This window comes from Gammaproteobacteria bacterium (genome assembly GCA_029884425.1).
Taxonomy (GTDB): domain Bacteria; phylum Pseudomonadota; class Gammaproteobacteria; order S012-40; family S012-40; genus JAOUHV01.
This window is the reverse complement of the sequence record JAOUHV010000032.1, coordinates 1-12447: the sequence shown is the minus strand read 5'-3', so window position 1 is coordinate 12447 and position 12447 is coordinate 1. Positions and strand designations below refer to the sequence as shown.

Below are 12447 nucleotides of genomic sequence, written 5' to 3'. Positions count from 1 at the left end.
CCAGATGATCAGTTTTGAACACGTACGCAAGCGCTACCCCAGCGGCCAGGAAGCGCTCAAGGACATCACGTTTGAATTATCCACCGGTGAAATTGCTTTTCTCACCGGCCATTCCGGCGCAGGCAAAAGCACCTTATTGAAACTGGTCGCGCTGATCGAGCGTCCCAGCAGCGGCAAAATCGTCGTCGGTGAACAAAATCTGGCGCAATTGGGCGCGCGCGACATCCCCTATTTCCGCCGCAGCATCGGCATTATTTTTCAGAGCCCGACCCTGCTCAACGACCGCAGCGTATTTCACAACGTCGCCATGCCGCTACAGGTGTGTGGCAGCTACAGCCACGACGAAATCGGCAAGCGTGTACGCGCTGCACTGGATCAGGTTGGCCTGTTGCACAAGGAAAATGCCCTACCCATCGCTCTGTCCGGCGGCGAACAGCAACGGGTTGGCATCGCCCGCGCCGTGGTCGGCAAACCCAAAGTCCTGCTGGCCGACGAGCCCACCGGCAACCTCGACCCCGAACTGTCACGGGAAATCATGGATTTGTTCGTCCGCTTCAAACAGGTCGGTGTCACCACCCTGATCGCCACCCACGACATCGAGCTGATCAACAGCCTGCCCTACCGTCGCCTGATCATCAACGACGGTGTACTGCTGGAGCACGGGCATGTTTGATAAAAAACAGGATCGTGGCCGCGGTGCCACCCCACTGGATCGCAGCCCCAAACAAGGCATTCCGGAGCGCCGCCCCAAAACCAATCCAGCCGCCACCAACCGGCCCAAGCCGCCCAAGGTCAAAGCCAGCGGGCCTCGCCTGCCTCGCGGCAGCACGGGCTATTGGGCCAGTCACAAACTGGCGATTCACAGCGCCAGACAGCGCCTGCAAGCCACGCCGCTGCACACGCTGATGACTGTGTTGGTGATTGCCGTAGCCTTATCGCTGCCTGCTGCACTGCAAGTGTTGATCACCAACACCCAGCAACTGGGCAGTGGCCTGGAAGAAAGCGCGCAGATTTCGCTGTTCCTCAAAGGCCAAACGACCGAAGGTCAGGCACTGGCGCTGCAACAGCAACTGCGCGACCGCAGCGACATTGCCGAGGTCAGCTACATTAGCCGCGAACAAGCCTTGAGCGAGTTTGAAAGCCTGTCCGGCTTCACCGAGGCTCTCAAAACCCTGGACGAAAATCCCCTGCCGCATGTGCTGGTGGTCTTGCCGCGCCTGGATCAGGATAAAAACAGCATTCAGCAGCTACGGGACGAGCTCAGTGAGCTGCCACTGGTCGACATGGCACAACTGGACATGGCCTGGATTGAACGCCTGTTTGGCATCATCGACATTTTGCAGCGCAGCGCGACCTTCCTCAGCCTGTTCCTGACGTTCGCGGTGCTGATGGTGGTGGGCAATACCATTCGCCTGCTCAGCCAAAACTACCGCGCCGAAATCGAGGTCTACAAACTGGTTGGCGCCACTGATGCCTTTGTCCGCCGCCCGTTCCTCTACAGCGGGCTGTTTTATGGCCTGGTCGGCAGCTTGCTGGCCATATTCCTGGTCACCCTGGCCATCGCCTGGATCGCCCCCTCGGCCAACCACTTGGCAGAGCTGTACCAAAGCAGCTTCATCCTGCGCGGCCTGGGCATCTCCGATATTTTGTCGGTGCTGGCCATTGGTGCCACCCTGGGACTGGGGGGCGCATGGATGGCGGTCAACCGCTACCTGAAAGAACTGGACCTATAGCCTTTTAGGCTAACCCATTAAAATAATTAGGCTTTTCAAACCCAGTTCTTCCCGGCAAATTCAGCCTTCAGCAAGCGGAACTCTTGGCCGAATTAGCACTCAAAGGCCTTGAGTGCTAAAATTGGCACTATTGAAGATCGAGTGCTAGTATTAACCGCAGAATTCTCAAACTGCGAATGGAGGTTCAATGAGCAACATCGTGTTATCTGCCAACTTCAATCCCGCCCAGGGAAGTCTGGAATCCTACATCCAGACCGTTAGCAGTATCCCGGTGCTTGGTGTGGACGAAGAGCAACGCCTGGCACGGGAATTCCGTGACAGCGGCGACCTCAACGCTGTACGCCAGATGATCTTGTCCCACCTGCGCTTTGTGGTGCATGTCGCACGCGGCTACGCTGGCTATGGCCTGCCCCAGGCGGACTTAATCCAGGAAGGCAACATCGGCCTGATGAAAGCGGTCAAACGCTTTGACCCTGATCAGGGTGTACGTCTGGTGTCCTTTGCCGTTCACTGGATTCGCGCCGAAATTCACGAATATATCCTGCGCAACTGGCGCATCGTCAAAGTGGCCACCACCAAGGCCCAGCGCAAGCTGTTCTTCAACCTGCGCAAATCCAAAGAGCGCCTGGGCTGGTTCAGCCACGACGAAGTACAGAAAGTGGCCGACGAACTGGGCGTGACTGCGGAAAATGTGCTGGAAATGGAAAAGCGCCTGGCCGCGCACGACGCCTCATTTGACGGTTTCGCGGACGATGACGACGATAACAATCACGTCGCGCCATCCTCATACCTGGCCAGCCACAATGCCGACCCGGCCATGGTGCTGGAGCAAAGCGACTGGGAAGATCACACCCAGGAGAAGCTGAAGCGCGCCTTGGCGGTACTGGACGAGCGCAGCCGCGATATCCTGCTCAAGCGTTGGGGTGCCGACGACAAGGCCACCCTGCACGACCTGGCTGCCGAGTACGGCGTATCTGCCGAGCGGATTCGCCAACTGGAAAATGCCGCGATCAAAAAACTGAAAGCCGCATTCGCCTAAGCCGCCCGGGGTACACAACAAAAAAAGGGAGCCTTGGCTCCCTTTTCCATTCTTGCCTGACCCATGACTCACAAAGCCAAAGCCCGCCACATTTTGCTTGAAACCGAGCAACAAGCCATCGAGCTAAAACAGCAGATCCTGTCTTTTGAGGATTTCGACCGCCTCGCGAGAGCATTTTCGCAATGCCCATCAGGGCGCGTCGGCGGCGATCTGGGAATTATCCCGCAAGGAAAAATGGTAGCAGCGTTCGACGCCGCTGTTTTCAGCGGTGAACTTAACTGCGTCCTGGGACCGGTGGTCACACCCTACGGCCATCACCTGATTTGGGTAACGGCGCGCAAATCTTGATTCTATCGTGGCTGAACTGGCTTTCCAGCCAGCCTTACCCCTAAAGCCGGCAGAAAACAACCGTTCTGCTACTGATCCACCCAACATACAAGATAAAATTTCAGAAACTTGCAGACAACGCCCGCACAGGATACCTCACCGGCGCATCGATAAATTTTCGCAACGAGAAAAATTGCCCGCCTAAACGAGCAAATCAAGATTGATGTGACGTGCCGCCGCAACCGGCGTCACCGAACGCATGGGCGGGATAATGCCCAACATGGGGGCATCGGCAGCGTTTTGTACCAGGGTGTTGATGACATCAGGAACATTGGGCGTATCCACATGGCGCAGGTTGGCAACCCAGCCGGCGATTTTCAGGCCACGCCCCCGGATGGCATCCATGGTCAACGCCGCGTGATTGATGCAACCCAGCTTGATAGAAACCACCACGATCACCGGCAATTGCAGCGCAACGGCCAGGTCGGCCACCGTCTCGGATTCGTTCAGCGGCACCAGCCAGCCGCCAACCCCCTCGACAATCACCATGTCCACTTTCTTGGCGGTTTTCTTGATCGAAGTAACCAGCTTTTCCATTTCGATGCGCGCATCGGCATGAACTGCGGCAATGTGGGGCGACACCGGCGGAGCAAAGCTGTAAATCGTCACTTCCTCCTTGGGCAGCTCCACCTTGGCGTTTTTCATCAAAAACTCAGTGTCTGGCGACATGCCTTTTTTGTTGCCTTCACTGCCGGTCGCCACCGGCTTGAGCCCCACCGTCGGCGTACCCCGTTTGTTGAATGCCTCGACCAAGCCGGCAGTCACTACGGTTTTGCCCACATCCGTGTCTGTTCCGGTGATGAAATAGCCTTTCATGCCCTGCCTCTCTCGTGTGAAGGTTTAAATGTGTCGTATCGGAATCGGAAAATCTACAGCGCGGCTCGCAATCTCTGGCCCTTTTTTCAACGGCACCCAGGCGTGACCATAGACGACCTCGTAGCTGGCCGGCAACATGCCATCGCGGCGGAATTGCTCGTAGGCTTGCTCCATGGCCAGGAAATGCTGTTTCCCCGTGAGTGAGTGCTGACGTCCTGAGGCTGCGTTACGCGAGCCCAGGGTTTTGAGATCGCGCACCAGCTCACGCACGGAATCATAGGTCAGGGTGATGGTTTCCACGTCCATCACCGGATCGGCCAGACGACGACGCACCAGCGCATCGCCAATGTCGTGCATGTCCAGAAACGCGCTGACGTGGGCGTAGTCGTCCACGGCCCGCCAAGCCAAACGCAGTTCGCGCAAGGTATCCGGCCCCAAAGTGGCGAACATCACCAGACCGCCGGGTTTGAGCACGCGGCGAAACTCGGCGAACACCTGATCCAGGTCATTGCACCACTGAATCGCCAGACTGGAGAACACCATGTCGACGCTGTTGTCGGCCAGCGGAATATGATGGGCATCGGCGCAAACGAAACGCTGCTTGCCGCGCAACTTGTCCATCCACGGAACCTGACTGCGCGCCTGGCGAATCATGGACGGCGCCAGATCCAGACCAATCACCGTGGCCTTTTTGTATTTTTGCCGCAACTGACGCGCGCAATAGCCGGTGCCCACACCCACATCGAGAATCACCTGCGGCTCGATCTTGATCCACTCCAGCCGCTCGATCAGGCGATTGACCACTTCGCGCTGCAGCACCGCCGCGCTGTCGTAACTGCCGGCCGCCTTGTCAAAGCTGTTGCGAATCCAGGCTTGATCGATCTGGTATTCCTGCGGTTTATCCTTCATGCACTATCCCCAAAAACGGTTCGATCACCTGCAGGAATTCCTGGGGATGAGAAAGAAACGGGGCGTGACCGGCATATTCAAACTGGAACAACGAAGCATCGGGCAACACTTCCCACATCAGCTGCATCGCCTCGGCAGGCACCAGCGCATCGCGCAGGCTGGACACCAGACGCACCGGGCAGCGGATCTGCGACAGGCGCGCCGGCAGGGACGTATCACGCAAAATGTCCAGCCCTCCCCGTAGCGCCTCGATCCTCGGCAAGGGTTCATCCGCCATGCGCTCGCGCAGGACTTTGATGGTCTCGCGAGCGTTTTCGCTGTCACGCGCCTGCAGCGCCAGAAAACGCTGCAGCGTGGCGCGACAGTCCTGCTCCAAACTTTCGCCAAACCCCGCCAGCACTTCTGGGGCCATGCCGAACGGCCAGTTGTCACTTTTGACAAACTGGGCATTGGCGGTGACCAGTATCAGTTTCTGCACCATGGAGGACTGTTGCAGCGCCAGATTCAGCGCAATCTGCCCGCCCAGCGACCATCCCATGTAGATTGCCATCTGCGGCAGATGCTGCGCCAGCATGGCAGTGACCGAGTCCAGGGTGTAATCCCCTGCGGGCAAATCGCTGCGACCGTGACCGGGCAGATCCACCAGATGCACCGTGTAGAAATCCGCAAGCGCCTCGGCCACGTCCTGCCAGACCACATGACTGAAGCTCCAGCCATGCAGCAGCACCAGATCGGGACCACGGCCCAGCGTCTTGATGTATAAGTTACTGCTCACTCTAAATCTTCTCCAAGGCAGACAACAACTGATCCACCTGCTGTTCACTATGTTCGGCACTGAAGGTGATGCGTAGCCGCGCCGTGCCCTTGGGCACCGTCGGCGGGCGAATGGCGCTGACCAGAATGCCTTGCGCCAGTAATTTTTCGCTGGCGGCGATGGCGCGCGCCTCGTCACCCAGAATCAGCGCCTGGATGGGACTGTCCGAGGGCAACAGTTGAAATCCCAACTGCCCGGCCCCCGCACGGAACCGTGCCGCTAGGGCCATGACCTTGTCACGCCGCCACTGCTCGCTGTGGATCAGGCGCAGACTGGCGCGCAGCGCTGCGGCCAGGGCCGGTGGCATAGCGGTGGTGTAGACGTAGCTGCGGGCCTCGTTGATCAGGTATTCAATCAGGGTTTCACTGCCGGCGACAAACGCGCCGAACACGCCCGCGCCCTTGCCCAGGGTGGCCATGTAGACCGGCACCTGCTGCGCATCCAGCCCAGCCGCCGCGACGCTACCGCGCCCCTGCGGGCCGAGCACACCAAAACCGTGGGCGTCATCCACCATCAGCCAGGCATTCTGGTGGGCGCAGCACGTGGCCAGTTTTGCCAGCGGCGCAACGTCACCGTCCATGCTGAACACACCGTCAGTCAGTACTAACTTATTTTCCGCATCTGAGTCCGTCAGATGCTTTTCCAGCGCCGCCACATCACCGTGGGCATAGCGCTTGAAGCGCGCACCACTGGCCAAACCGGCGTCCAGCAGTGAGGCGTGGTTGAGCCGGTCCTCGAACACCGCGTCGTTTTTGTCCAGCAGCGCGGTAACGATGCCCAGGTTAGCCATGAAGCCGGTGGAAAACAGCAGCGCCCGCTGACGGCCGGTAAACTCGGCCAGCTCGTCCTCCAGCGCATGATGCGCCGTCGAGTGGCCGCAGATCAGATGCGCGGCACCGCTGCCGACGCCGTAGTCGTCGGCGCCACGCTTGAAGGCAGCCACCACCTCGGGATGGTTGGCCAGGCCCAGATAATCGTTGCTGCAGAAATTCAGCAGGGCGCGACCATCCACCACCAGCTCGGCCCCCTGGGGGCCTTGGGTGGTACGGCGCTGGCGGTAGAGGTGCTGCTGGCGGCGCTGCTTCAGGCGCGCCGCCAGATGGTCAAAGGGCATTAGCGATGAAAGGTGATAGGCTGTGCTGCCGCGCGACGCTGTTGGGTGTCGCCACGGGCGTTGAGGTCCAGGGCGTTCATCATATCGATGTCGTTCTGCACGCTGCGGCCCTTGGTGGTCAGGTAGTCGCCAATCATCACGCCGGATGCACCGGCCATGAAAATCATCGCCTGCATGTCACCCAGAAAACCGCGACCGCCGGCAATGCGGATTTCCGCCTTGGGCAGCATGAAGCGGAAGGTAGAAATCGCACGCAAGATTTCGTAGGGCTTCATCGGCTCCTGATCCTGCATGGGCGTGCCCTTGGCAGGATTCAGGAAGTTCAGCGGTACGGATTCGACGCCGACGCTGCGCAGGGTCTGGGCCAGCTCGATGCGCTGCTCGGGGGTTTCACCCATGCCCAGAATGCCGCCAGCGCACACGCGCAAACCGGCATCGCGCGCAGCGATGATGGTGTCGATGTTTTCCTGATAGGTGTGCGTGGTGCACACGTTGTGGAAGAAGCTCTCCGCCGCCTCCAGATTGTGGTGGTAGTTTTCCAGTCCGGCTTCTTTGAGCATTTTCGCCGTGTCTGGCGTCAACACGCCCAGGCTGCCGCAGCGGCCAATGTCGGTTTCGTCTTTCAGCACGGAAAGGTATTCCTTGAGCTGTGCGGCTTCTTTGTCGTTGCGCACGCCCCAGCCCTTGGAGACGATGCCGATATCGCTGGCTCCCCACTCACGCGCCTGTCTGGCCTGCTCGACCAGTTTTTCCTTGGGAATGTAGTTGTAAACCGGTGCCGCAGTTTCCTTGTGGTGGCCGCTCTGCGAGCAGAACGAGCAGTCCTCGGAACAGTTGCCGGAGCGAACATTGGAGATGGCGCAGACTTCAATCTCGTGGCCACGGTAGGTTTTGCGCAGACGATCGGCGCCGGCCATCAACGCCGGCACGTAGTCGTCGTGCAGGTTGATCATCCAATTGCCTTCCTCGACGCTCATCTCGCCGCCATTGAGGATGCGCAGAGTGATTTCGTTAATGCGCTCGTAAACGGTGTTGTCCAACATGCAAAAACTCCTGTGTGGTCTATAACTAGCATGGATGGCCCAGAGTTTAGAGCAAGCGTTTTTTCTGTCAACTTTAACCGCGCAGGATGGTTTACCAATGCTCAAAAAGAAATCAATTGCCAGCACCCCTTGTCAGCTATGCCAAAGCTCCACTCCGTTTTCCGCCGGGGTGTGCGCCCCCTGCTGGCAGGACCTGCCACTGCTGGGCCACGCCTGTCAGGCGTGCGCGATGCCGCTGAGTGACGATTCATTGACCTGCGGCCAGTGCCAGCAAAGCCCGCCGCTGTTCGATCGCACCCTGGCGCTGTTTGTCTACGCGCCGCCCGTGGATCACCTGATCAAGGGCGTCAAATTTGGCGACCAGCTACACCTGTTGCCGCAATTTGCTGCCATGCTGGCAGACAAAGTCGCCGAACACCCATTGCCCGAATGCATTCTGCCCGTACCGCTGCACCCCACCCGACTGCGCCAGCGCGGCTTCAATCAGGCCCTGGCCATTGCCCAACCCGTCGCCAAGACCTTGGGGGTCCCGCTGGATTTTCACAGTTTGCGCCGCGTCCGTGACACCCCGCAGCAAACCCGGCTGGACGCGCTGGAGCGTCAAAATAACCTGAAGGACGCCTTCGATCTTCGTCAACCATTTGACGCCAAACACGTTGCGCTGGTGGACGACATCATGACCACCGGCAACACCGTCCACGAAATCAGCAAACTGCTGCGCAAAAATGGCGTCGAACAAATCGACGTCTGGCTGATCGCACGGGCCATCGTCTAGCCCAAAGCTTCGCCGCCCCGTGTGTCGGGGCGGCCATCCGCATCGCAAACACTGACGGCAGCGCTGCAATCGGCTAAAATAGCCCGCCCACATTTGTCAGCAGCTAGCCCATGACCCCAGCACTACAGATCCACGATCTGAAAAAAATCTATGGCAACCGCTTTGAGGCCCTCAAAGGCATAGACCTGCAAGTGGCCCAGGGTGATTTTTTTGCCCTGCTCGGCCCCAACGGTGCCGGCAAGTCCACCACCATCGGCATCATTTCCTCGCTAGTCAACAAAACCAGCGGCAGCGTGCAGGTGTTTGGTTTTGATCTGGACAGAGAGCGCCGCGACGTCAAACGCCACATCGGTCTGGTGCCACAGGAGTTCAACTTCAACGTGTTTGAACCGGTGGAAGAAATCGTCATCAATCAGGGCGGCTTTTACGGCATTCCCCGCACCGAGGCGAGCAGCCGCACCGAACAGTTGCTCAAACAACTGGGCCTGTGGGACAAACGCCGCGAAATGGCGCGCAATTTATCCGGCGGCATGAAGCGCCGACTGATGATCGCCCGCGCGCTGGTGCATCGCCCCAAGCTGCTGATTCTCGACGAGCCCACCGCCGGCGTGGACATCGAAATCCGCCAGAGCATGTGGAAGTTCCTCAAGGAAATTAACGAACAAGGCACCACCATCATCCTCACCACCCATTATCTGGAAGAGGCCGAACAACTGTGTCGCAACATCGCCATCATCAATCACGGCAAATTGGTGGAAAACACCAGCATGAAGGCGCTGCTCAACCAGTTGAACGTAGAAACCTTTGTGCTGGATCTGGAAAGCGAGCAGGCACACCTGCCCCCCATCGACAATTACGTGCTGCGCCAACTCGACAGCACCACGCTGGAAGTGGATGTCAAAAAACAACAGTGCATGAATCAGTTGTTCATCGATCTTAGTCGCCACCAGATTCGTGTGCGCAGCATGCGCAACAAGGTCAACCGTCTGGAAGAATTGTTCATGTCCCTGGTGGAGAAAAAATCCGCATGAACGCCAAAGAAATCTACATCGCGTTTCAAACCATTCTGGTCAAAGAAATTTTGCGCTTTACCCGCATCTGGATTCAGACGCTGCTACCGCCGGCGATCACCACCGCGTTGTACTTCGTCATTTTCGGCAGCTTGATCGGCTCGCAAATCGGGGACATGGACGGCTTTGCCTACATGGATTTCATCGTACCGGGACTGATCCTGATGGCGGTGATCACCAACTCCTACGCCAACGTGGTGTCATCGTTTTACAGCGCCAAGTTCCAACACAATATTGAAGAAATGCTGATCTCGCCCACGCCCAATTACATCATTCTGCTGGGGCACGTCGCCGGCGGGGTCGCGCGCGGCCTGTGCGTTGGTTTTATCGTCACCGGCATTTCGCTGTTTTTTACTGATCTGGCCATCGACAACTGGTTTATCACCACGCTGGTGATTTTGCTGACTGCGTCGCTGTTCTCGCTGGGTGGTTTCATCAACGCGGTTTACGCCAACAGCTTTGACGACATCTCCATCGTGCCGACCTTTGTGCTGACGCCACTGACGTATCTGGGCGGTGTATTTTATTCCATCAAAATGCTACCGGAGTTCTGGCAGGCGGTATCGCAGGCCAATCCGATTTTGTACATGGTCAATGCGTTCCGCTACGGCATCCTCGGCACCGCCGATATTGCCATCGGCACTGCGTTTGGCATTATCATCGGTTTTAACGCGCTGTTGTTCAGCTGGGCGATGTACCTGCTCAACAACGGTATTGGCATCCGCAAATAACAGGAAAATTAGATGAGCGAACAAGCCATAGCAAAACTTCAACAACTGCAGGAAAAACAGACGTCGATAAAAGTCAGTATCGGCGTCACCATTGGGATCATCTTCCTGATCTACTTTTTCACCTTCGCCATGCTGGTCGACAAATTCCCGCCGATCTTTTTTTACATCGAGGCGATCACCTCGGTGATTTTTTTGATCATGCTGTTTAAGCTGAACAAGGCGTCCTTCTGCTTTATGGGCAGCAAAATCAAAAAGGCCGCCGCGGAATTTCCAGAACTGGCCAAGTATCGCGCCAATGATGTGGATACCAAGCCTGAAAAACTGCTGGGCGAACTAAAAACCCGATAGCCAGACATAAAAAAACGGGACCCGAAGGTCCCGTTTCCATTTCAACCTCTAGGGATTGAAATTAAATTGCTGGTGCAGCACAAGCTGTTGCCACATCAGGCATTGGATCACCTGGAGCATAGGTAATAGGTGTTGCATTTCTCACCATGTACCAACCCACAGGATTCTGTGTAACGTGGACGTCGTCAGTTTCGGTGCTAGCCGGATTATAGTCAACCTGAGCACCTACCTTCTCTGCCATGCTGAACCAGATGCTTACGTTGCTGGCGCAGTATGGCTGCCAGATACCTGACCCAGGAGCACTTTCTTCCCAGTTAATCCACACTTGCTTGTAGTTAGTGGTATTAACCACTGGCAGGTTGAAGCTGAATGCCAGGTGCTTTCTGTTTCCATCAGCAATTGGGTCCAGCAGTTCAACGTAGTTACCGGAAACGCCACCGGAAGTGAAGGGAACATCACATCCAGTCCAGGTGTTGCCATTACCATCGCTACAGCTTGCGGTTGGATCGTAGTACTTCGCTTCTGCCGTCATATAGTGGGGTTTGAAGCCGCCCACACCATCACCAGGGATGGCGTAATGGAAGGTGGAAGTCGCATCCAGGCTAGGCGCAGAGAACGCGGCGTAGTTGGTTGGAACACCGCCAGTTGCCACACCATCCATCTCGGTATCGATAACAAACGCTGTCGCAGCCAGCAATGAGTATGACTTGTTGGTCACAGGATCCCAGCTAGCAGGCTCAACACCCTTACCGTTAGCATCAAAGTTGATGTAGAACCAACCGCGATTACTGTTGTTGTCTTGGCGACGATCGATCTCGTTGATGTACTTGGCCATCGCACCCAACCAGGAGTCACGCACAGTTTTCACGCCTAGGCCAGTAGAGATCATATTGGCGGTAAACGTATGGTTTACAGTGTCAATAGCGACGGGTGCACCAAACACATCATAACTTGGCATTGGTGTCGCGCCGCCAGTACCTGCAACCAAATCCGTAGGCGTAGTCATACATACCGTGTTGGCAAGGATAGTGGCATCCGCAAGAGGATTACACACCGTACCAGCCCATTCTGCTGGCAAGTTAGCAACCGGCATATCCTTGTCAGGTGAAATGATACCGAAACGTACATCCGCCAAGGCAGTTTCCCAATCCTGGGTAGGACAGCTGGTTTCGTCGTTGTTGGCCGGTGCAGCGGCACAAACATGGGCCGCACCTTCTACACCATAGCGCTGCACGATGTAGAACGCAGTCTTGCCACCGTCTGTCTGGGTTTGCGTACCCACTTTGCGTGTCTCAGATTGAGACACATTAACCTTCATGACAGGAATTTTTTTGCCCAGCAAATCCTTCATAACCGCCGGTGTGCCATCGGTGTTGTTCGCACGATTAATCATGACAGTCACTGTCACATCCGATGTCGCAGGAACCTGAGTTTGGGTGGCACTATCCCAATCCATCCACTCATGATGCATGCTGAACGAGTAGGTTTTACCCAGCTCGACGTTGTTGGGCAGCATCTTGCGCCAATCCATCGCACCGCTACCGTCACGATTGATTTCACCTTCGTAAATCACGTTATTGGCCGCATCCAGGTAACGGTAATTAGCCCAGCCGTTAATCCGGTCATTTTCGGGTGAATTGATGTTGAACAACGACCAGTCTGCACCCC

At 56.9% G+C, this 12447-nt stretch carries 14 protein-coding genes; 8 read left to right on the top strand and 6 right to left on the bottom strand.

Annotation, left to right across the window (positions count from 1 at the left end):
• Positions 1 to 4: 4 nt before the first annotated feature.
• The 4 genes from ftsE to OEW58_09410 all read left to right on the top strand — a co-directional run bounded on the left by ftsE (position 5) and on the right by OEW58_09410 (position 3120).
• Positions 5 to 673 carry a cell division ATP-binding protein FtsE gene (gene ftsE, locus OEW58_09425; protein ID MDH5301568.1) on the top strand — a complete coding sequence of 223 codons (669 nt, stop codon included), beginning with the start codon at positions 5 to 7 and terminating at the stop codon, positions 671 to 673.
• Positions 666 to 1733, top strand: a complete 1068-nt coding sequence (gene ftsX, locus OEW58_09420; GenBank protein ID MDH5301567.1) for a permease-like cell division protein FtsX — start codon at positions 666 to 668, stop codon at positions 1731 to 1733. The genes ftsE and ftsX overlap by 8 nt, the downstream gene beginning before the upstream one ends.
• Before the next feature lie 187 nt (positions 1734 to 1920).
• A complete protein-coding gene (gene rpoH / locus OEW58_09415) occupies positions 1921 to 2772 on the top strand; it encodes an RNA polymerase sigma factor RpoH (GenBank protein MDH5301566.1) in 852 nt (283 codons plus the stop codon).
• 63 nt (positions 2773 to 2835) lie between these two features.
• Positions 2836 to 3120, top strand: a complete 285-nt coding sequence (locus OEW58_09410) for a peptidylprolyl isomerase (protein ID MDH5301565.1) — start codon at positions 2836 to 2838, stop codon at positions 3118 to 3120.
• A gap of 180 nt (positions 3121 to 3300) precedes the next feature.
• On the opposite strand, the gene bioD is transcribed toward OEW58_09410, so the two are convergent.
• Genes bioD through bioB form a run of 5 tightly spaced genes read right to left on the bottom strand, consistent with a single transcriptional unit; the run spans position 3301 to position 7855 of the window.
• Positions 3301 to 3975, bottom strand: a complete 675-nt coding sequence (gene bioD, locus OEW58_09405) for a dethiobiotin synthase (GenBank protein ID MDH5301564.1) — start codon at positions 3973 to 3975, stop codon at positions 3301 to 3303.
• Between the two features lie 24 nt (positions 3976 to 3999).
• Entirely contained in the window at positions 4000 to 4884 is an 885-nt protein-coding gene (bioC, locus tag OEW58_09400; protein MDH5301563.1) for a malonyl-ACP O-methyltransferase BioC, read from the bottom strand.
• Complete coding sequence (gene bioH, locus OEW58_09395) at positions 4874 to 5659, bottom strand: pimeloyl-ACP methyl ester esterase BioH (protein MDH5301562.1); 786 nt, start codon at positions 5657 to 5659, stop codon at positions 4874 to 4876. The genes bioC and bioH overlap by 11 nt, the downstream gene beginning before the upstream one ends.
• Before the next feature lies 1 nt (position 5660).
• Positions 5661 to 6812 carry an 8-amino-7-oxononanoate synthase gene (gene bioF, locus OEW58_09390; protein ID MDH5301561.1) on the bottom strand — a complete coding sequence of 384 codons (1152 nt, stop codon included), beginning with the start codon at positions 6810 to 6812 and terminating at the stop codon, positions 5661 to 5663.
• The gene (gene bioB / locus OEW58_09385) at positions 6812 to 7855 is read right to left on the bottom strand and encodes a biotin synthase BioB (protein ID MDH5301560.1); all 1044 of its coding nucleotides are present in this window, start codon (positions 7853 to 7855) and stop codon (positions 6812 to 6814) included. The genes bioF and bioB overlap by 1 nt, the downstream gene beginning before the upstream one ends.
• A 97-nt stretch (positions 7856 to 7952) precedes the next feature.
• On the opposite strand from bioB, the gene OEW58_09380 reads away from it, so the two are divergent.
• From OEW58_09380 to OEW58_09365, 4 genes are all read left to right on the top strand, one after another.
• Positions 7953 to 8630: a ComF family protein gene (locus tag OEW58_09380; GenBank protein MDH5301559.1), complete on the top strand. Its 678-nt coding sequence runs from the start codon at positions 7953 to 7955 to the stop codon at positions 8628 to 8630.
• A 110-nt stretch (positions 8631 to 8740) separates the two neighbouring features.
• On the top strand, positions 8741 to 9661 hold the full coding sequence (locus tag OEW58_09375; protein MDH5301558.1) for an ABC transporter ATP-binding protein: 921 nt from the start codon (positions 8741 to 8743) through the stop codon (positions 9659 to 9661).
• Positions 9658 to 10431: an ABC transporter permease gene (locus tag OEW58_09370; protein ID MDH5301557.1), complete on the top strand. Its 774-nt coding sequence runs from the start codon at positions 9658 to 9660 to the stop codon at positions 10429 to 10431. The genes OEW58_09375 and OEW58_09370 overlap by 4 nt, the downstream gene beginning before the upstream one ends.
• Positions 10432 to 10443: 12 nt before the next feature.
• Positions 10444 to 10779: a hypothetical protein gene (locus OEW58_09365; GenBank protein MDH5301556.1), complete on the top strand. Its 336-nt coding sequence runs from the start codon at positions 10444 to 10446 to the stop codon at positions 10777 to 10779.
• A gap of 61 nt (positions 10780 to 10840) precedes the next feature.
• Here the strand turns inward: OEW58_09365 and OEW58_09360 are convergent.
• On the bottom strand, positions 10841 to 12447 hold a 1607-nt coding region (locus OEW58_09360), incomplete at its 5' end, for a hypothetical protein (GenBank protein MDH5301555.1).